Raw genomic sequence first — 23007 nt, 5'->3', positions numbered from 1 at the left:
GCCGCGGATTTGCGGCGGTGTCGCCTGATTGTCCAATGTGGACGCATTGCCGACTGTAACCGGTGTCGCATCGTTGCGTCGGCGGGTACCCGGCTGCGGGTTGTCCGATTTCCTGGCGATTGACCAGGCCGCTGCACCCTCGGTGACGCTCGAGGTGAGACTTGCGGCGATCCGGGCGATAATGCGGAGCTGTTGGTCCAACCTCCGGCTCCTCGGGCAACTCTGTGCAACATCATCATTCCCGACTCGGTCTCGCCAAGCCGCTGATCGGGTGATCATGATTCGTCCCGGTGTTCGGCTGGTCGTGATTCGTTGTGTGGTAGAGCTTTCGCGCGCTGCGGTGCCGGGCAGGTGGCGACGGGATCCGAAGCCGGGGCGGATGCCTGTCTGGACTAGACCATTGCTTTCGCTCGGCGTCGCGGGTTAGTGTCCGGATGATCGGGAGCCGCCCGCCGCGGTGTGCGGGAGCCCGGTCGGCCGCCGTTTCGCAGCCGGCAGTGTCGCCGGCGTTTTCGGCGTGCCCTCGTCACGAGCTGGGCCGTTGCCGGATGCGCTCCGGGGCCCGGAAACGGAGCAGGAGTTGGCTGGTCGAGTCGTCTACGCCGGGTTCGAGGTCCAGTACCCCGTCGGCGGAAACCGCTTGCTGACCGAGCACGTGGCGCTGCTGGCGGCGGCCGGCGTGGACGCCTACCGCTGGTCGCCGACCCCCGGCTTCCGGTACAACTGGTTCGACGACACCGTGCCGACGCTGTCCGGCAAGGAGCTGGAGCTGGCGGCCGACGACCTGCTCGTGGTGCCGGAGCTGACCATCCTGCCCGGCCACGACCCGGCCCCCGGCGGCCGCACGGTCATCTTCGTCCAGGGCCACTTCATGATGTTCCTCACCTGCCCCGAGCTGAACCCGTACCCGGGCTGGAGCGTGCCGCCCACGCTGTGGACGATCTCCCGCGACGGCGTCGAGGTGATCAGCCGCGCGGTGCCCGACCTGCCGCCGCCCGTGCTGGTGCCCAACCCGATCGACGCGCAGCTGTTCCGGCCGGTGGAGAAGAAGCCCAGCATCGCGTGGATGTCGCGCAAGCGGCCGTCGGAAAGCGCCCTGCTCAAGCAGATCCTGCGCAACGACCCGCGCAGCGCCGGGGTCGAGCTGCGGGACATCCGGGGCCTTTCGCACGAGGAGGTCGCCCGGGTGCTCGCCGACACGTCGGTGTTCGTCGCTCTCGGCGCCCCCGAGGGCGAGGGGTTCGGCCTGCCGGTCGCCGAGGCGCTGGCCAGCGGCTGTCTCGTCACCGGGTACGGCCTGGGCGGCGGTGACGAGCTGTTCGAAGCGCCGTCCGCGTGGCCGGTGCCGAGCCTGCGCACCGTGGAGCTGGCCGACACCGCTCTCGAGCTGGTGCACCGGCCGGACACGGACCGGATCCGCGCCGAAGGCCGCCAATGGCTGGTGGACCGCTACAACGGCAAGGCGACCACCGAAGCCCTGCTCACCGGGATCGAGCGGGCCCGGCGGACGCCGGCCCGGGCCACCACGGCGATCCACCCGACTGCTTGGGAGGCGGAGCTGATGCGGGTGATCGCGCCGTACGCGGCCCCGCTGGAGGCCGCCGGGCTCGACGCCCAGGACTAGCCCAGGCCGGTCTGCCGCAGCTGGTCGTGAGTGTTCAGGAGGGTTAGAACCCTACTTACCACTCACGACGGCCGCGGCAGGCCTCGAACCGGTCCCGATCGTGAGGAGTTGCCGTGTTCCCCATCGCGGTGGTCGGCCTGTCCTGCCGGTTCCCCGGCGCCGCGGACCCGGCGGCGTTCTGGCGGGTGCTGGCCGGCGGGATCGACGTGCTCGGCGAGGCGCCTCCCGGGCGTCCGGCCACAGCGTCGCGCGCCGGCTACCTCGACGACGTCGCCGGCTTCGACGCAGCTCTGTTCGGCGTCTCCCCGCGGGAGGCCCGCGAACTCGACCCGCAGCAGCGCCTGCTGCTGGAGCTGGGCTGGGAGGTGTTCGAAGACGCCGGGATCGCGCCGGACGCGGTGCGGGGGAGCGGCACGGGCGTGTTCGTCGGCGCCACCGCCGACGACTACGCGCTGCTCGCCGCCCGGCTCGGCGCCGAGATCGGGCACCACCGGCTGACCGGCACGAGCCGCGCCCTGCTGGCCAACCGGCTGTCGCACTTCTTCGGGCTCGCCGGGCCGAGCCTGGCCGTGGACACCGGCCAGTCGTCCGCGCTGGTCGCCGTGCACCTGGCCGCCGAAAGCCTGCGCAGCGGCGAGTCCGCCCTGGCGGTCGCCGGTGGGGTGCACCTGAATCTGGCTGACGAGTCCACCGAGGCGCTTACCCGCCTCGGCGCGCTGTCGCCGGACGGCCGCTGCCACACCTTCGACGCCCGCGCCAACGGCTTCGCCCGCGGCGAGGGCGGCGGCCTCGTGCTGCTCAAGCCACTCGCCGAGGCCGAAGCCGACGGGGACCGGATCTACGGCGTCCTGCGCGGCACGGCGGTCAACAACGACGGCCCGGCGCCCGGCCTGACCGCGCCGAGCCCGGCCGCCCAGGAGCGCGTGCTGCGGGACGCCTACCGGCGGGCGGAGGTGACGCCCGCCGAGATCGAGTACGTCGAGCTGCACGGCACGGGCACCGCCGCGGGCGACCCGGTGGAGGCCGCCGCACTCGGGGCCGCGCACGCCCCGCACCGCGGCACGGCACTACTCGTCGGCTCGGTGAAGACGAACATCGGGCACCTGGAGGGCGCGGCCGGGATCGCGGGACTGCTCAAGACGCTGCTCGCCCTGCACCACCGCAGCCTGCCCGCGAGCCTGAACTTCGAGCGCCCGAACCCGGCGATCCGGTTCGGCGACTGGCGGCTCCGGGTGGTCACGGAGACCACGCCGTGGCTGTCGCCCGGGTACGCCGGCGTCTCCTCGTTCGGGATCGGGGGCACCAACGCGCACGTCGTCGTCGCACCCGCGCCGGACGCTCCCGCTCGGGAGCCCGAACCGGACGGACCGGCGGCGTGGGTGCTGTCCGCCCACACCGAACGCGCGCTGCTCGACCAGGCCATCCGCCTGGCCGGGCACCTGCGAGAGCACTCCGGGACCGGCCGTCACGAAATCGCGGGCTCCTTGGTGTCCCGGGCCGCGCTGCCGCGGCGGGCCGTTGTCGTCGGCGAAGATCGGGACGAGCTGGTCACCGCGCTCGAAGAGTTGGCCGCGGGACTTTCCGCGCCGACGATCTTCCGCGGCACCGCGCGCGAGCGCACGGGCGGGATCGTCTTCGTCTTCCCCGGTCAGGGCCCCCAGTGGCCGGGCATGGCGACGGAGCTGCTCGACACCTCGCCCGTGTTCGCCGACGAGCTGCGCCGCTGCGACGACGCTCTGCGCCCGTTGGTCGGGTGGTCGCTGCTTGACGTGCTTCGCGACGTCGAAGGCGCGCCGTCGATGGAGCTGACCGAGGTCAACCAGCCCGTGATGTGGGCGGTGATGGTGGCGCTGGCCGCGCTCTGGCGCTCGCGGGGGATCGAGCCCGCCGCGGTGGTCGGGCAGTCCCAGGGTGAGGTCGCGGCGGCCTGCGTCGCCGGGGCGCTGACGCTCGAAGACGGCGCGCGGCTGATCGAGGCGCGTTCCCGGATCACCGCGCGGGCGCTGACCGGCCGCGGCGGCATGGCCTGGCTCGGGCTCCCGGTCGACGACGTCCGCGCGCGCCTCGAGCGCTGGGGCGGGCGGCTGTCGGTCGCGGTGATCTCCGGCCCGGCGTCGGTGGTGGTCGCCGGTGACCTCGACGCGCTGGACGAGCTGGTCGCGGTCAGCGAACCGGAAGCGCGGGCCCGCCGCATCATGGCGGACTACGCCTCGCACTCCGCCGCGGTCGAGCCGATCGAGCACGAGCTGAAGACCGCGCTGGCCGAACTGCGCCCGATGTCCCCGGCGGTCCCGTTCTACTCGACGGTGACCGGTGACGAGCCGATCGGCCTGCTCGACGCCGAATACTGGTACCAGAACCTGCGGCAGCCGGTGGACCTGCGCGCCGCGGTCGGGACGCTGCTCGGTGCCGACCGCGACGTGTTCGTCGAAGTCAGCCCGCACCCGATGCTGCTGGCCGGGATCCGGGACTGCGCGCTGGAACAGGGCGGCACCGCCGTGACCGTGCCGACGTTGCGTCGCGGCGAAGGCGGTCCGGACCGGCTGCTGCTCTCGCTGGGCGAGCTGTACGCGAACGGCGTTCCGGTGCCGTGGCCGGTCCACAGTGGACGGCGGTTGTCCCTGCCGCACTACGCTTTCCAACGGGAACGGCACTGGCTCGACGACAAAACCGTCGCGGAAACCCCGGCGACCACCGATCCGGCGGAGACGGCCCGCCGCGAGATCGCCGCGGTGCTGGGGGTGCGCGATCCCGCGCGGCTCGAGCTCGACGCGCCGTTCCGGGACCTCGGGTTCGACTCCTCGATGCTGGTGGAGCTGGCCGCGCGGCTCGACACCACCCTGGACCGGCGGCTGACCAGCACCACCCTGTACAACCACCCCACGCCCGCGCGGCTGATCGAGTTCCTCGGCGCGGACGCACCGGCGGAAATCACGGCCGGACCGGCTCCCGCCGGCGACGACCCGGTGGTCGTCGTCGGCCTGGGGTGCCGGTTCCCCGGCGGGATCGACTCGCCGGAGTCGTTCTGGGCCGCGCTGGCCGACGGCGCCGACCTCGTGACCGGCGCGCCAGTGGACCGGGGCTGGCCGGACACCGGGTTCCGCGGCGGGTTCCTGGCCGACGCGGGGGCGTTCGACGCGGGGTTCTTCGGCATCAGCCCGCGCGAGGCGCTGGCCATGGACCCGCAGCAGCGGCTGCTGCTGGAGACGTCGTGGGAGGCGCTCGAACGGGCCGGCGTCGATCCGGCCTCCCTGCGCGGCACCGAAACGGGTGTCTTCTTCGGCCTGATGCCGCCGGAGTACGGCAGCCGCATGCACGAAAGCGGCGAGGAGACCGGGGGCCACGTGCTGACCGGGGTCGCGCCGAGCGTGGCCTCCGGGCGGGTCGCCTACGTGCTGGGCACCGAGGGACCCGCGGTCACGGTCGACACCGCGTGCTCCTCGTCGCTGGTCGCGCTGCACCTGGCCGCGCAGTCGCTGCGGTCGAGGGAGTGCACGCTGGCGCTCGCCGGGGGCGCGACGGTGATGGCCGGGCCCGGCGTGTTCGTCGAGTTCGCGCGCCAAGGCGGTCTCTCCGGAGACGGCCGCTGCCGCTCCTTTGCCGCGGACGCCGACGGCACCGGCTGGGCCGAAGGGGGAGCGGTGCTGGTTTTGCAACGGCTTTCGGCCGCGCGGGAAGCCGGCCGTCCGGTGCTGGCGGTGCTGCGCGGCAGCGCGGTCAACCAGGACGGGGCGTCCAACGGGCTGTCCGCGCCGAACGGCCTCGCGCAGGAACGGGTCATTCGCCGCGCGTTGCGCGACGCCGGCCTGGAACCGTCCGAAGTGGACGCGGTGGAGGCGCACGGCACGGGAACCGTGCTGGGTGACCCGATCGAGGCCGAGGCCCTGCTGGCCACCTACGGGCAGCAGCGCGAGACGCCGCTGCGGCTCGGCTCCGTCAAGTCGAACCTCGGGCACGCGCAGGCGGCGGCGGGTGTCGCCGGGCTGATCAAGATGATCCTGGCCATGCGCCACCGGACCCTGCCGGCCACCCTGCACGCGGAAACCGCCTCGGACCGCGTCGACTGGACGGCCGGGCGGGTCCGGCTGCTCACCGCCGCCGAGCCCTGGGAGCCGGACGACCGGCCGCTGCGGGCCGGGATCTCGTCGTTCGGCATCTCGGGCACCAACGCCCACGTGATCATCGAGTCGGCCGCGCCGGAGCCCCCGCCCGCACCGGTCGAGCACGGTGTGCTGCCGCTGGTCGTGTCCGGGCGCACCCGCACCGCCGTCCGGGCGCAGGCGCTACGGCTCGCGCCGGAACTGGACGGTGACCTCGCGCCGGTGGCCTGGTCGTTGCTGACCACCCGGACGCTGCACCGGCACCGCACCGTGGTGCTCGCCGCGGACACCGCCGAGGCGGCCACGGCGTTGCGCGATCCGGCCGCGCTCAGCGGAGAAGCGCTGACCGGGGCGAAGACCGTGTTCGTCTTCCCCGGCCAGGGCGCCCAGTGGGCGGGCATGGGCCGAGAGCTGTGGGACGCGGAGCCGGTGTTCGCGGCCCGGATGGCGGAGTGCGAGCGGGCGCTGTCGTCCGTGGTGGACTGGTCTCTGCGGGACGTCGTCTTCGGGGGTGATCTGGACCGGGTCGACGTGGTGCAGCCGTTGTCGTGGGCGGTGATGGTGTCGCTGGCGGCGTTGTGGGACGCCCACGGCGTGCGGCCGGACGCCGTGGTCGGGCATTCGCAAGGGGAGATCGCCGCGGCCTGCGTGGCCGGTGCGCTGTCGCTGGCGGACGCGGCCCGGGTGGTGGCCCGGCGCAGCCAGGTGATCGCCGCCGGGTTGGCCGGTCGGGGCGGGCTGCTGTCGGTCGCGGTCGCGCCGGACGCCGTGCCCGAGGGCGCGGAGATCGCCGCGGTCAACGGACCGCGCGCACTCGTGCTCGCCGGAACGCCCGCGCAGCTGGACGACTGGGAGCGGGACTACCGCGAACGCGGCGTGCGGGTCCGGCGCGTCTCCGTGGACTACGCCTCGCACAGTTCCGAAGTGGACAGTGTCCGGGCGGACGTGCTCGCCGCCACCGGAGTGACGGCCAGGACGCCCGCTGTGCCGTGGATGTCCACTGTGGACGCGGCGTGGGTCGAAGAGCCGGTGGCGGCGGACTACTGGTTCCGCAATCTGCGGAGCCGGGTGCGGTTCGCCGACGCCGTCACCGCGCTGGCCGACCAAGGGTTCGGCCTGTTCGTGGAAATCAGTTCGCACCCGGTGCTCACCGACGCCGTGGCCGACAACGTTGTCACGGCGGCGGTGTGCGGCACCCTGCGCCGCGACGACGGCGGGAGCCGCCGCTTCCTTACCTCGCTCGCCGAGCACTTCGTCCGCGGCGGCCGGGTGGACTGGACGACCGTCGTCCCGGCCGCGCCGCCGGTGCCGCTGCCCACCTCGGTGTTCGAGCGCCGCCGCTACTGGCTCGGCCCGGACGGCGTGCCGCTCGGCTCGGCGCCGCTGGCCCGGCTCGCCGAGTTCGCCGGGTTCGACGACCGGGACCAGCTGCTGGAGCTGGTCCGCGCGCACGCCGCCGCGGTGCTGGGCGAGCCGGACGGCATCGGCGCCGACCGGGCGTTCCGCGACCTCGGGTTCGACTCGCTCACCTCGGTCGACCTGCGCGCCCGGCTGGGTGCCGCGACCGGCCTGGCCCTGCCGCCGGCCGTCGCCTTCGACTTCCCGACCCCCCGGCGGCTGGCCGAGCACCTGGGCGAGCGGCTGTCCGGCGGAGAGCGGGCCACCGCGACCGTGCGGGCCGAGCGCGACGACGACCCGATCGCCGTGGTCGGCATGGGCGTCCGCCTGCCCGGCGGGATCACCTCGCCGGAGGACTTCTGGCGGCTGCTGGCCGACGGCGGCGACGCGGTGTCGGACTTCCCGGCCGACCGCGGCTGGGACCTGGCCGCGCTCTACGACGCGGATCCCGACACGACCGGCACCACCTACACCCGGCGCGGCGGGTTCCTGAGCGACGCCGGGGCGTTCGACGCGGGGTTCTTCGGCATCAGCCCGCGCGAGGCGCTCGCGATGGACCCGCAGCAGCGGCTGGTGCTGGAAACGGCGTGGGAAGCGCTGGAGGACGCGGGGTTCGACCCGGCTTCGCTGCGCGACAGCGACACCGGGGTGTTCGTCGGCGCGACACCGCAGCCCTACGGGCCCAGCGCGATGACGCCGGGCGACGCCGAAGGCTACCTGCTCACCGGCGGGCTGCCCGCGGTGATCTCGGGCCGCCTCGCCTACGTGCTGGGCACGCAGGGCCCCGCGCTGACTGTTGACACGGCGTGCTCGTCGTCGCTGGTGGCTTTGCACCTGGCGGCTCAGTCATTGCGTTCCGGGGAGACGTCTCTGGCCGTCGTCGGTGGGGTAACGGTCATGGCCGGGCCCGAGGTCTTCGTCGAGTTCTCCCGGCAACGCGGCCTCGCGCCCGACGGCCGGTGCAAGTCGTTCAGCGCGGACGCCGATGGCACGGGCTGGTCCGAAGGCGCCGGAGTGCTGGTGCTGCAACGGCTTTCCGACGCGCAGCGCGATGGCCGGGAGGTCCTGGCGGTGGTGCGGGGGAGCGCGGTGAACCAGGACGGCGCGTCGAACGGGCTGACCGCGCCGAACGGTCCGGCCCAGGAGAAGGTGATCCGCCGAGCGCTCGCCGACGCGGGGCTGGAACCGTCCGAAGTGGACGTCGTCGAGGCGCACGGCACCGGAACCGTGCTCGGGGACCCGATCGAGGCCCAGGCGCTGCTGGCGACCTACGGCCGCGAGCGGGACCGGCCGCTGTTCCTCGGCTCGGCCAAGTCGAACGTCGGGCACACCCAGGCCGCGGCCGGGGTCGTCGGCGTGATCAAGATGGTCCTGGCGATGCGGCACGGCGTGTTGCCGCGCACGCTGCACGCCGAGCGGCCGAGCGAGGTGGTCGACTGGACGGGCGGTTCGGTCGAGCTGCTGACCTCGGCGGTGCCCTGGGCGGCGGAGACCCGCCGGGCGGGCGTGTCGTCGTTCGGCGTCTCCGGGACGAACGCCCACGTCCTGCTCGAACAGCCGCCGCGGTGGACCGCCCCCACCGTGCCGGAGCTGGACCTGGTGCCGGTCGTCGTCACCGGCCGGTCCGAGCGCGCGGTGCGGGCGCAGGCCGCGGCGGTCGCCGGCCACCTGGCCGATCGGGGTGACCTGACCGCGACCGCGGGCGCGCTCGTCACCACGCGGAGCCGCTGGGAGCACCGCGCGGTGGTGCTCGCCGCCGACGTGCCCGAGGCGATCGCGGGCCTGCGCGACTTCGCGCGCGCGAACGTGATCACCGGCCGGGCCGGTGACGGCGGCGTCGGGTTCGTCTTCCCCGGCCAGGGCACCCAGCGGGCCGGGATGGGCCGGGAGCTGTACGACCGGTTCCCGGTGTACGCCGAGGCGTTCGACGAGGTCTGCGCCGAGCTGGACCGGCACGTGGACTTTTCCGTGCGCGAAGCCGTCTTCGACGGCGACCGGCTCGACGGGACGCTGGGGGCGCAGGCCGGGCTCTTCGCCGTCGAGGTGGCGATGGCCGCGCTGGTGGCCTCCTGGAGCATCCGGCCGCGCGCGCTGGCCGGGCACTCGCTGGGGGAGCTCACCGCGGCGTTCGTGGCCGGGGTGTGGTCGCTGCCCGACGCGGCCCGGCTGGTCGCCGCGCGCGGCGCGCTGATGGAGGCGTTGCCCGCCGGGGGCGCGATGGTGTCCGTGCCGGTGCCCGAAAGCGCCGTTTCCGACCTGGCCGGGGTGTCCGTCGCCGCGGTCAACGACGCCGCGTCCGCGGTGCTGTCCGGTCTCGAGGAGGCCGTGACCCGGGCCGTCGAACAGCTCGGCGTCGAAGGCCGGCGGCTGCGTGTCAGCCACGCCTTCCACTCCGAGCTGATGGAACCGATGCTCGCCGAATTCCGCGAGGTCGCCGCGTCGCTCACCTACCGCGCTCCCGGCGTCGCCGTGGTGTCCACGGTGACCGGTGAGCGGCTGACCGACGAGCAGGCGTGCACCCCGGACTACTGGGTCGAGCAGGTGCGGCACACCGTGCGGTTCGCCGACGCGATGACGACCATGACCGGTGACCCCGCGAGCCCGGTCACGACCGTGCTGGAACTCGGGCCCGGCGGCGCCCTGTCCGGCGTGCTGGCCGACGTCGTCGCCGTGCCGCTGACCCGCCGCGGGCGGCCCGAGGTGGCGAGTGCGCTGACCGCCGCCGCGACCGCGTTCGCGCGCGGGCACCACGTCGACTGGACCGCGGTCCTGCCGCGCATGCTCGTCCCGGTGCCGAAGACGGTGTTCGACCGGCAGCATTACTGGCTGACCGACGGCCGTGCCCGGCCGGAACCGCCGCTGCACGCCGTGCGGTGGGAACCCGGCCGCCCGGGGGCCGCCGTCGACGGCCGACCCGCTGTTTCGGAATGGGAGATCTGGCGCGCGCCGGCCGGTGACCTTCGCGCGGTGCTGACGGAGGTGCTGGGCACCGTTCGCCGGTTCCTCGCCGACGCGCACGCCGGGCGGCTGGTCGTCGTGACCGAGCACGCCGACGTCGACCCGGTCGCCGCGGCGGTGGGAGGCCTGGTCCGCAGCGCGCAGACCGAGCACCCGGGCCGGTTCGTGCTCGCCGATCTGGACCCCGGCACCGAGACCGACGCCCTCCGGCGGGCGCTGGGCGGGGGCGCCGAGCAGCTCCGGATCCACGGCGGCGAGGTGCTGGTGCCCCACCTGCGGGAGGTCGCCACGACCGGCGGCACGCCGTGGCGGCGCGACAGCACCGTGCTGGTCACCGGGGGCACCGGCACCCTCGGCTCGCTGGTCGCCCGGCACCTGGTCACCACCCACGGCGTCGGGCACGTCGTCCTGGCGTCCCGGCGTGGTGAGGACGCCGCGCTGCGCACCGAGCTGGAGGCGGCCGGGGCTACGGTGACGATGGCGTCCTGCGACGTCGCCGACCGCGAGCAGGTGCGGGCGCTGCTCGCGAAGGTGCCCGTCACCGCCGTCGTGCACGCCGCCGGCGTCACCGACGACGGCACGATCACCGCCCTGGACGACGACGCCTTCGACACCGTGCTCCGGCCCAAGGCCGACGCGGCCGCGCACCTCGACGAGCTGGCCGGCGACCTCGACGCGTTCGTGCTGTTCTCCTCCGCGGCCGGGGTGCTCGGTTCGGCCGGGCAGGCCAACTACGCCGCCGCGAACGCCTACCTCGACGCGCTCGCCGCGCGCCGCCGGGCGACGGGCCGCCACGCCGTGTCGCTGGCCTGGGGACAGTGGGCGCCCGAGAGCGCCATGACCGGACGCCTCGACGCCGCCGACACCGGGCGGCTGGAACGCGCGGGCGTGGGCAAGCTGTCGGCCGCGGAAGGGCTGCGGCTGCTCGATCTCGCGGTGACGTCGGAGCACGCCGCCCTGGTCGCCGTGAAGCCGTCGGGGACCGGCCTGCCCGCGCTGGGCGCACCGGAGGAGGAGCGCCTCGACATCCCGCGTGACCTGCCTTCCCTGCGGCGCGCGGTGTGCGAAGCGGCGGCCGCGGTCCTCGCGACCCCGGCCGTCGACGAGACCCGGGCGTTCCGCGACACCGGGTTCGACTCGCTGACCGCGATCGAACTGCGCAACCGCCTCGCCGCCCGGACCGGGCTGACGCTGCCCGCGACCCTGGTGTTCGACTACCCGAACCCGGTGCTGCTGGCCGAATTCCTGCACACGCGGCTCACCGGCGCGGCCGAGGTCGCCGCGGTGCGGACGTCCACAGTGGACGACGATCCGGTGGTGATCGTCGGCCTGGCGGTCCGGCTGCCGGGCGGGGTCGCGACGCCGGAGGACTACTGGACGTTACTGGCCGACGGCGTCGACGCGGTGTCGGAGTTCCCGGCCGATCGCGGCTGGGACCTGGACCGGCTGTTCGGCGCGGACGGCTGCACCCCGCGCCACGGCGGGTTCCTGCACGACGCGGCGTGGTTCGACGCCGAGCTGTTCGGCATCTCGCCGCGCGAGGCGGTGTCGATGGACCCGCAGCAGCGGCTGGTGCTGGAAACCTCGTGGGAGGCGCTGGAACGGTCCGGAGTGGACCCGACGAGCCTGCGCGCCAAGGACGTCGGCGTGTTCCTCGGCGCCGCCACGCAGGCCTACGGGACCACGGCGGAGTCCGACGGCTACCAGCTGCTCGGGACCGCGTCGAGTGTCCTTTCCGGACGATTGTCGTACGTCCTGGGCACCCAGGGTCCGGCGGTCACCGTCGACACGGCATGCTCGTCGTCGCTGGTGGCGTTGCACCTGGCCGCGCAGTCGCTGCGGTCGGGCGAATGCTCGATGGCCGTGGCCGGTGGCGTCACGGTGATGGCGGCGCCGGACGTCTTCGTGGAGTTCTCCCGCCAGCGCGGGCTGTCCCCGGACGGCCGGTGCAAGGCGTTCGCCGACTCGGCCGACGGCACCGCGTGGGCCGAGGGTGCGGGAGTGCTGGTCCTGCAACGGCTGTCCGACGCCCGACGCGAAGGCCGGGAGATCCTGGCGGTGGTGCGGGGCAGCGCGGTGAACCAGGACGGCGCGTCGAACGGGCTGACCGCGCCGAACGGCCCGGCCCAGGAGAAGGTGATCCGGCAGGCGCTGGCCAACGCCGGGCTGGAACCGTCCGAAGTGGACGTCGTCGAGGCGCACGGCACCGGCACCGCGCTGGGCGACCCGATCGAGGCCCAGGCACTGCTGAACACCTACGGCCGCGAGCGGGACCGGCCGCTGTGGCTGGGTTCGGTGAAGTCGAACGTCGGGCACACCCAGGCGGCCGCCGGTGTGGCCGGGGTGATCAAGATGATCCTGTCCCTGCGGCACGGTCTGCTGCCGCGCACCCTGCACGTCGACCGGCCCAGCGGGAAGGTCGACTGGGCGGACGGCTCGGTGGAACTGCTCACCTCGGCGGTGCCCTGGACCGGCGAACACCGGCGGGCCGGGGTGTCGTCGTTCGGCGTGTCCGGTACCAACGCGCACGTCATCATCGAGGACCCGCCGGCGCGCGAGCGGCCGAAGGCCGCCGAAGCCCCGGCGCTGGTCGTTTCGGCGCGCAGTGCGGTCGCACTGCGCGACCAGGCGGCGGGGATCGCCCGGCTGGACGACCCCGCGGCGGCCGCGTTCAGCTTGGCGGCCGGGCGGCCGTCGTGGCCGTACCGGGCCGTCGCGCTGTCCGAAGAAGCACTGCACGACTTCGTGGCGGGGCACCCGACCGCCGACGTGTTCACCGGCGTCGCGGCCGGGCGGCGGCGTCCGGTGCTGGTCTTCCCGGGCCAGGGCGCGCAGTGGGCAGGCATGGGCCGGGAGCTGTGGGAGTCCGAGCCGGTGTTCGCCGCGCGGATGGCCGAGTGTGAGCAGGCCCTTTCGTCCGTTGTGGACTGGTCGCTGCGGGACGCCGTGTTCGGTGGTGATCTGGACCGCGTCGACGTGGTGCAGCCGGTGTCGTGGGCGGTGATGGTGTCGCTGGCCGCGTTGTGGCGTTCGTGCGGGATCACGCCGGACGCGGTCGTCGGGCATTCGCAGGGGGAGATCGCGGCGGCGTGCGTGGCCGGTGCGTTGTCGCTGGCGGACGCGGCACGAGTGGTGGCCGTGCGCAGCCAGGTGATCGCCGCCGGCCTGGCCGGGCGCGGGGGCATGCTGTCGGTGGCGGTCGCGCCGGACGAAGTGCCCGAAGGTGTGGAGATCGCGGCCGTGAACGGGCCGCGGTCGGTGGTGCTGGCGGGCGCCTCCGCGGTGCTCGACGAGATCGAGCGGCGGTATCGCGAAGACGGTGTCCGGGTGCGGCGGATCGACGTCGACTACGCCTCGCACACCGCGCAGGTGGACACGGTGGCGGACGAGATCCTGGCCCGGCTCGGCGAGGTGAAGGCCGCGGTCCCCGAGATCCCGTGGATGTCCACTGTGGACGTCCAGTGGGCCGGAGAGGTCGATACCGCCTACTGGGTGCGGAACCTGCGGGAACCGGTCCGGTTCTCGGCGGCCGTCGCCGAACTGGGCGCCCAGGGGTTCGACCTGTTCGTCGAAGCGAGTTCGCACCCGGTGCTGACCGCCGCCGTGCTGGAGACCGTGCCGGACGCGGTCGCCGTCGGATCGCTGCGCCGGGAGGACGGCGGCCCCGGCCGGTTCGTCCGGTCCCTGGCCGAGGTCTTCGTGCACGGCGGGCCCGTCGACTGGCGCCGCGTGGTGCCCGAAGCGCCGCTGGTCGACGTCCCGACCACGGCGTTCGAGCGGGAACGCTACTGGCGCACCGCGGCCAAGGCCGCGACAGATGTGACGGGCGCCGGGCTCGAACCGGTGCCGCATCCCGTGCTGGGCGCGTTCGCCGAGCACCCCGAAACCGGCGGCGGAGTGCTCACCGGGCGGCTGTCCCTCGAAGCGCAGCCGTGGCTGGCCGACCACGCGGTGGCCGGGGCGGTCGTGGTGCCCGGCGCGGCGTGGGCGGAGCTGGCTCTGCAGGGCGGCCGGGTCACCGGGTGCCCGGTGCTCGGGGAACTGGTGGTCGAGTCGCCGCTCGTGCTGGACGCGGCCGCGGTGCCGGTGCAGGTCGTGGTCGGTGCCGAGGAGGACGGCCGACGTCCGGTGAGCGTGCACGCCAAGCACGTGGACGGCCGCTGGACCCGGCACGCCGCCGGCACGCTCGCCGCGTCCGGCGTCACCGGCGAGACGTTCGCGTGGCCACCGCCGGAGGCCGAACCGGTGCACGACCTCTACGCGACGCTCGCCGGCTTCGGCTACGAGTACGGACCGGGGTTCCAGGGGGTGCGTTCGCTCTGGCGTCGCGGGGACGAGCTGTTCGCCGAGGTCGCGTTGCCCATCGACATCGACGCGACCGGCTTCGCGATCCACCCCGCGCTGCTCGACGCCACCCTGCACCCGGCCGCGCTGGGCGCCGACCGGGAGGACGGCCGGATCGAGCTGCCCTTCGCCTGGCAGGGGCTCAGCCTGCACGGCGCCGGTCGGGAGCTGCGCGTGCGGCTCCGCCGGGGCGAGGTCACGGCCGTCGACCTCGACGGACGTCCGGTGTTCACCCTGGCCGAGCTGACCAGCCGCCCGGTCGACGCCGGGAATCTGCGGCCGGTGGAGCTGTTCCGGCTCGACTGGGTGCCCGTTGCGCTGTCGCCGGGCGAAGCCGGCGACTGGCGGGTCTTCCGCGTCGATCCCGGACCGGGTGCCGACGCCGTCCGGGCGCGGCGCGCGGTAACCGGCGCACTCCAAGCCGTGCAGGAGCTTCTCGCCGACGGCGAAGACACGCGGCTGGTGGTCGTCACCCGTCAGGCGCTGACCGACCCGGCCGAAGCGGCGGTGTGGGGGCTCGTCCGTGCCGCCCAGGTCGAGCACCCCGGACGGCTGGTCCTGCTGGACGGACGGGGGGCGGACCCCGCCGCCGTAGCCACGGCTGCGCACCCCCAGGGGGAGAACCAGATCAGCGTCCGGGATGGACAGTTCTTCGTGCCCCGGCTGATCCCGGCCGGGGCAGGTGAGAGCAGCCCGCTCGGCGCGGGCACGAAGGTGCTGATCACCGGCGGCACCGGGACCCTCGGCACGCTCGTCGCCGAGCACCTCGCCGCCGAACACGGCGTGCGCGACATCGTGCTGGCCTCCCGCAGCGGCACGAGCAACCGCTTCGAAACCCGCACTTACGACGTCTCCGACCGTGACCAGGTCCGCGCGCTGCTGGCCGAAACCACGCCGGACGTCGTCGTCCACGCCGCCGGGGTGCTCGCCGACGGGCTCGTCGCCGCGCTGGACCCGGCCGCGGTGGATCGGGTGTTCGAGCCGAAGGTCGACGCCTTCGCGCACCTCGACGAGCTGACCCGGGACGCGGGTACGGCGTTGATCGTCTTCTCTTCGGCCGCCGGGGTGCTCGGCAACGCCGGGCAGGCGAACTACGCCGCCGCGAACGCGTTCCTCGACGCGGCGATCACCCGGCGGCGGGCCGCGGGCGAGGCCGGGATGTCCCTGGCCTGGGGCCTGTGGGAGCAGGCCAGCGCGATGACCGGGCACCTCACCGGCACCCAGCGGGAACGCATGGTGCGGGGCGGGGTCGCGCCGATCGGGAACGCACTCGGCATGCGGATGTTCGACGCCGCACTGCGACTGGACGTCCCGGTCGTGGTCCCGGTGCTCCCGGACCGCGTGGCGTTGCGATCCGGTCCGCTCTCTCCGCTGTGGCGTGGTCTCGTGCCCGGCCGGCACGAAACCGTTTCGCCGGAAACGGATCTGCTCGACCGGCTGTCCGAACTGGACGAACCGCGGCAGCGGGCGGCGGTGACCGACCTGGTCCGGCGCGAAGCCGCGGTGGTGCTCGGCCGGGCGCGTCCGATCGAGGCGGGCACCGCGTTCCGGGAGCTGGGGTTCGACTCGCTGACCTCGGTCGAGCTGCGCAACCGGCTCGGCGCCGCGACCGGGGCCAGGCTGCCGGTGACCGCGGTGTTCGACCACCCGAACGCGGCCGCGCTCGGCGACCGGCTGCACGCCGAGCTGTTCGGCGCGCCGGTGACCGAAGAACCGATCGTGGACGAAGCGGCGGCACTCGCCGACATGGACGCGGAAGCCCTGATCCGCCGTGCGTTGGGAGACCTGTGATGGATGCCTCGGCGCAGAACGAACGGCTCGTGGCGGCCCTGCGCGCCTCGTTGCAGGAGAACGAACGCCTGAAGAACGCGGCCGACGAGCCGATCGCGGTCGTCGGCATGGGCCTGCGCCTGCCCGGCGGGGTGTCGACACCGGAGGCGTTCTGGGACCTGCTGGCCGAAGGACGGGAGACGGTGTCGGACTTCCCGGTCGACCGCGGCTGGGACCTGGACCGCCTGTTCGGCGACGGGACCGGCACCTCCCTGACCCGGCGCGGCAGCTTCCTCCACGACGCGGGCGACTTCGACGCGGGCTTCTTCGGGATCAGCCCGCGTGAGGCGCTGGCGATGGATCCGCAGCAGCGGTTGTTGCTGGAGACGTCGTGGGAGGCCCTGGAACGGGCGGGTGTGGACCCGACATCGTTGCGAGGGCAGGAAGTCGGGGTCTTCACCGGGCTGATGTACCACGACTACGCCGGGGGTCCGCAGCCCGCCGAGCTCGAAGGCTTCCTCGGCACGGGCAGCGCGGGCAGCGTCGCCAGCGGCCGCGTGTCCTACCTGCTGGGCCTGCACGGCCCGGCGGTCACCCTCGACACGGCCTGTTCCTCGTCGCTGGTGGCGCTCCACCTCGGCGCGCAGGCCCTGCGGTCGGGGGAGTGCTCGCTCGTGCTGGCGGGCGGTGCGACCGTGCTCGCCACTCCGGACGTGTTCGTGGAGTTCTCCCGCCAGCAAGGGCTTTCCGCGGACGGCCGGTGCAAGTCGTTCGCGCAGGCCGCCGACGGCACCGGCTGGTCGGAGGGCGTGGGAGTGCTGGTTTTGCAGCGGCTCTCCGACGCCCGGCGCGAGGGCCGGGAGGTCCTCGCCGTGCTGCGCGGGAGCGCGGTGAACCAGGACGGCGCGTCGAACGGGCTGACCGCGCCGAACGGGCCCGCTCAGGAGCGCGTCATCCGCCGCGCCCTGCGCAACGCCGGGCTCGAACCGTCCGAAGTGGACGCGGTCGAGGCCCACGGCACCGGCACCGTCCTGGGCGACCCGATCGAGGCCACGGCGCTGCTCGCCGCCTACGGCCAAGAGCGCGAACGGCCGTTGCGGCTCGGTTCGGTGAAGTCCAACCTCGGCCACACCCAGGCCGCGGCCGGGGTCGTGGGCGTGATCAAGATGGTCCTGGCCATGCGGCACGGCGTGCTGCCGCGCACCCTGCACGTCGACCGGCCCAGCGACCGGGTCGACTGGACGAGCGGCGCGATCGAGCTGCTGACCTCGGCGACGCCGTGGGAGACGCCGGTCCGGCGGGCCGGGGTGTCCTCGTTCGGGGTGTCCGGCACCAACGCGCACGTGATCCTCGAACAGGCCCCGGCCGCGGAGCGTCCGGAGCCGGTCGCCCCGGTCGAGCCCGTGCCGCTCGTGGTGTCGGCGCGCACCGCCGGAGGCCTGGCCGCGCAGGCCGCGCGCCTGGCCGACTTCCTCGACGACGAACAGCCCGGCCTGACCGGCGTGGCGCGCTCGCTGCTGTCCACGCGAACGCTGTGGGAGCACCGGGCCGTCGTCTTCGCGCAGTCCACTTCGGACGCTGTCGCCGAGCTGCGGACGGTCGAAGGGGCCCGTGCCGGGGACGGGAAGACCGTGCTGGTCTTCCCCGGCCAGGGTGCCCAGTGGGTGGGCATGGGCCGCGAGCTGTGGGAGTCCGAGCCGGTGTTCGCGGCGCGGATGGACGAGTGTGCGCAAGCGCTTGCGCCCCTGGTGGACTGGTCGTTGCGGGACGTTGTGTTCGGTGGTGATCTGGACCGGGTCGACGTGGTGCAGCCGGTGTCGTGGGCGGTGATGGTGTCGCTGGCGGCGCTGTGGGAGTCGTACGGGCTCCACGCCGACGCGGTGACCGGCCATTCGCAGGGCGAGATCGCCGCGGCCTGCGTCGCGGGTGTGCTGTCACTGGAAGACGCGGCGAAGGTGGTCGCGCTGCGCAGCAAGGTGATCGCCACCCGGCTGGCCGGGCGCGGCGGGATGCTGTCGGTCTCGGCGGCCCCCGGCGAGCTGCCCGAGGGCGTGGAGATCGCGGCGGTCAACGGACCGCGGTCGGTCGTCCTCGCCGGGGCCCCGGCCGCGCTCGACGACTTGGAAGCGCGGTACGCGGCCGCGGGCGTCCGGACCCGCCGGGTGGCGGTGGACTACGCCTCGCACACCAGCCAGGTCGACGCCGTGGCCGGCGAGATCTCCGCCGCGCTGGCCGAAGTCACCGCCCGCCGCCCGAAGATCCCGTGGCTCTCCACAGTGGACAACCAGTGGGTGCGTGACCTCGAGCCCGGCTACTGGGCGCGGAACCTGCGTTCGCGCGTCCGCTTCGCCGACGCGGTCCGGACGCTAGCCGACGACGGGTTCGACCTGTTCCTCGAATGCGGCACGCACCCCGTGCTGGCCTCGGCGATCAGCGAAACCCTCGACGACGCCGGGCACCCCGACGCGGCCGTGCTCGGCTCGCTCCGCCGGGACGATGGGGGCCAGCGGCGGTTCCGGCGGTCGCTCACGGAGGTCTTCGAGCACGGTGGCCGGGTCGACTGGACCGTCCTGATCCCGGAGGCGGCCAGCTTGCCGGTGCCGACCACGGCGTTCGAGCACCGGCGGTACTGGTTGCCGCCCGGCCGCGCCGCGGGGCGGGAGACGAGCCCCTGGCGGTACGAGATCACCTGGGAGGGCCTGGTTCCCGGCCCGCGGGCGGGTGGCCGCTGGCTCGTCGTGGGCGAGCCCGGGACCGCCGACGCCCTGGCCGCCGCCGGGCTCGACGCCGTCACCGAGGGGCCGGCCGACGGCGTGCTGGTCGTCTCGAACGACCCCTTCTTCGTGCTGACCGCGGTGCAGGACGCGCTGCGCTCGGGCACCGGCCCGATCTGGGTGGTGACCCGGGGTGCCGTGGCCACCGGCCCGTCCGACGCGGTCACCGAGCCCGGCGCGGCCGCCGTCTGGGGGCTCGGCCGCGTGGTCGCGCTGGAGCACCCGGACCGCTGGGGTGGCCTGGTCGACCTGCCGTCCGAAACGCCGGTGGACGCGGTGCTCGGTGTGCTCGGCGGCGACGAGGACCAGGTGGCGGTCCGTGCCACCGGGGCGTTCGGCCGGCGGCTGGTTCCGTCGACCGCCGTCGACGACGGCCCGGGCTGGACTCCGCGCGGCACGGTGCTCGTCACCGGCGGCACCGGCGCGCTCGGCCTGCGGGTGGCGCGCTGGGCGCTGGACCGCGGTGCCGACCGCGCGGTGCTGCTGAGCCGCAGTGGTGGGACCAGCGACGATCCGCGGCTGCTCCCGGTGGCCTGCGACGTCGCCGACCGGGCCGCGGTCGCCGCGGTGGTCGAGCAGTACCCGCCGGACGCCGTGGTGCACGCCGCGGGTGTGGCCGGGGACCTGGTCCCGTTCCTCGACCACGACCGGGAGTCGTTCGCCGAGGTGCTGGCGGGCAAGGCCGTCGGCGCGGCCGTGCTGGACGAGGTGCTGGGCGACCGGCCACTGGACGCGTTCGTGCTCTTCTCCTCCATCGCCGGGACCTGGGGATCGGCCCGGCAGGCCGCCTACTCGGCCGCCAACGCCCAGCTCGACGCGCTCGCCGAGGACCGGCGCTCACGCGGGCTCACCGCTACGTCGATCGCCTGGGGCGCCTGGGCCGACGGCGGTATGGCGAGCACGGGTGACGCCGCCGGGCAGCTGCAGCGGCGGGCGATCCTGCCGATGGCACCGGAGAGGGCGCTCGCCGAACTGGACGCCGTGCTGCGCAGCGGACGCGCCACCGCCGTCGTGACGAACATGGACTGGCCGCGCTTCACGGAGATGTTCGCCGCCGCCCGGCCGAGCCCGCTGCTGAACCGGCTGGCCGCCGCGTCGGTGGACGCGGCTCCCGCCACCGGGCTCGAGCGCACGCTGTCCGGGCTGGACCCCGTGCTGCAGCGCGAACTGCTGGTCGAGCTGGTGCGCCGGGAAGCCGCGGCCGTGCTCGGCTTGGACTCGCTCGAAGACATCGCCCCGCGCCGCGCGTTCCGCGACGCCGGGTTCGACTCGCTGACCTCGGTCGAACTGCGCAACCGGATCGCCGCCACGACCGGCGTCACGCTGCCGGTCACCATCGCCTTCGACCACCCCGACGCCGCCGCGCTCGCCGAAGCGCTGCGCACCCGGCTGACCTCGGCGGAAACCCCGCCGGAGGAGACGCGGGCGGCGGCGTCCGACGACGACCCGATCGTCGTCGTCGGGCTCGGCGTGCGCCTGCCGGGCGGCATCGACAGCGCCGAGCGGTACTGGGAGCTGCTGGCCGATGGCCGTGAAGCGATCACGGAGTTCCCGGACGACCGCGGCTGGGACCTGGAATCCCTGTTCGCCCCCGGTGCGGCGGGCACCTCCGCCACCCGGCACGGTGGGTTCCTGGCCGACGCTGGGGCGTTCGACGCGGAGTTCTTCGGCATCAGCCCACGCGAGGCGCTGACCATGGACCCCCAACAGCGGCTTCTGCTGGAAACCTCGTGGGAAGCCCTGGAAGACGCCGGGATCGACCCGGTGTCGACGCGCGACAGCGACTTGGGCGTGTTCGTCGGCGCTTCGGCTCAGCGGTACGGGGCAGGTGCGGCCGAGGCCGAGGGTTACCTGCTGACAGGCACCGCCTCCAGCGTGCTGTCCGGGCGGCTGTCCTATGTGCTCGGTGCCCAGGGCCCGGCCGTCACCGTTGACACGGCCTGCTCGTCCTCGCTGGTGGCGCTGCACCTGGCGGTGCAGGCCTTGCGGGCGGGGGAGTGTGCGACGGCGCTGGTCGCGGGGGCGGCCGTGCTGACCACCCCGGACGTGTTCGTGGAGTTTTCCCGGCAGCGCGGGCTTTCCCCGGACGGCCGGTGCCGGTCGTTCGCCGACGAGGCCGACGGGACCGGCTGGGCCGAGGGTGTCGGCGTGCTCGTCGTGCAGCGCCGGTCCGAGGCCGTGCGCGCGGGCCGCGACGTGCTGGCGATCGTGCGCGGCTCGGCGGTCAACCAGGACGGTGCCTCCAACGGCCTCACCGCGCCCAACGGCGTGGCGCAGCAGCGCGTGATCCGGCAGGCACTGACGAACGCCGGACTACAACCGTCCGAAGTGGACGCCGTGGAAGCGCACGGCACCGGGACCGTGCTCGGCGACCCGATCGAGGCGACGGCACTGCTGGCGGCCTACGGCCAGGACCGCGCGCGGCCGCTGCTGCTGGGCTCGGTGAAGTCCAACCTCGGGCACACCCAGGCCGCGGCCGGGGTCGCCGGGGTGATCAAGGTGATCCTCGCGATGCGGCACGGCGTGCTGCCCCGCACCCTGCACGCCGAACACCCGAGCGGCAAGGTGGACTGGGCCGCCGGTGCGGTCGAGCTGCTGACCGAACCGGTGCCGTGGACGGGCCCCGCGCGGCGGGCGGGGGTGTCCTCGTTCGGCGTCTCCGGCACCAACGCACACGTGATCCTCGAAGCCGCCGCCACCGCCGAACCGCGGCCCGAGCCCGATGCGCTGGTCCCGCTCGTGCTCTCCGCGCGCAGCGAGGAAGCGTTGGCGGACCAGGTTTCCCGCCTTTCCGGGCACCTCGCCGGGGCGCCCCTGGTCGCCACCGCGCGGTCCCTGGCTGCCACGCGGTCGGTGTGGGAACACCGCTTGGCCGTCGTCGCTGAAAGTCCCGGCGAAGCCGTGGCCGCGCTGGCCGGTGCCCGTGCCCGGAAAGCCGCCGACGGGTCCGTCGCGTTCGCCTTCGCCGGGCAGGGCTCGCAGCGGCCGGGGATGGGCCGCGAACTCCACGAGACGTTCCCGGTGTTCCGGGACGCGTTCGACGCGGCGTGCGCCGAACTGGACCGCCACCTGGTCTTTTCGGTGCGCGAGATCGTGCTCGGCGGCGAGGACCTCGACACGACGGTCCGCGCGCAACCCGCCTTGTTCGCCGTCGAGTTCGCGATGTTCGAACTGGTCACGTCCTGGGGCCTGCGGCCGCGGGCGGTGGTCGGGCACTCGATCGGCGAGGTCGCCGCCGCGTGCGCCGCGGGCGTCCTCACGCTGCCCGACGCGGCGGTGCTGGTCGCCGCGCGGGCCCGGCTGATGCAGGCTTTGCCCGCCGGTGAGGGCGTCATGGCTTCCGTTCCGGTGGCGGAGGAAGCGGTCCGCGGGTTCGCCGACGTGTCGGTGGCCGCGGTGAACGGCCCGGAGTCCCTTGTGCTCTCCGGACCACGGGACGCCGTGGCGGACGCCGTGCGCCTGCTCGGCGTGGAAGCCAAGTACCTCGACGTCAGCCACGCGTTCCACTCCGCGCTGATGGAGCCGATGCTGGCCGAGTTCGCCGCGGTCACCGCCGGGCTGACCTACCACCCCGCCCGGTTCCCGGTGGTTTCCGGGATGACCGGGGAGCCGCTGCCGGAGACCGCGCGGTACTGGGTGGACCAGGTGCGCCGGCCGGTCCGGTTCGCCGACGCCGTCGCCGCGCTGGACGTCGGCACGGTCCTCGAACTCGGCCCCGGCGGGGTGCTGACCGGGCTGCTGGGCCCCCTCGGCGTCCCCGGCGTGGCGTTGACGCGGCGGAACCGGCCGGAAGTGCGCACCGCGCTGACCGCGCTGGGCGAGCTGCTCACCCGCGGCGCCGACGTCGACTGGAGCGCCGTCATCCCGCCCGGGCCGCTGGTGCCGGTGCCGAAGACCGCGTTCCGGCACCGGCACTACTGGGCCGGCGCCGAGCCCCCGTCCCCCCCTGACCCCCCGCCTGCCCCACGCCCCCCGCCCCCCCCTCCCCCCCCCTCCCCCCCCCCCCCCCCGCGCCTGCTCTTTCCCAGCCGAGACGACC

Annotated in this window: 3 protein-coding genes; all 3 read left to right on the top strand. The window is 74.5% G+C overall.

All coding sequences use genetic code 11. The features are described from left to right. Positions 1–580 precede the first annotated feature (580 nt). Positions 581–1624 (top strand): glycosyltransferase, encoded by a 1044-nt coding sequence (locus ACZ63J_RS33140; protein WP_465401320.1) that lies wholly within the window; start codon positions 581–583, stop codon positions 1622–1624. 113 nt (positions 1625–1737) lie between these two features. Next, positions 1738–16215 carry an SDR family NAD(P)-dependent oxidoreductase gene (locus ACZ63J_RS33135; protein ID WP_465401319.1) on the top strand — a complete coding sequence of 4826 codons (14478 nt, stop codon included), beginning with the start codon at positions 1738–1740 and terminating at the stop codon, positions 16213–16215. Next, the coding region (locus ACZ63J_RS33130; protein ID WP_465439721.1) for a type I polyketide synthase at positions 16212–23007 on the top strand (6796 nt) is incomplete at its 3' end. The genes ACZ63J_RS33135 and ACZ63J_RS33130, both read left to right, overlap by 4 nt.

This window comes from Amycolatopsis sp. NPDC104863 (assembly GCF_055582965.1).
This window is presented reverse-complemented; position numbering and strand designations above follow the sequence as displayed.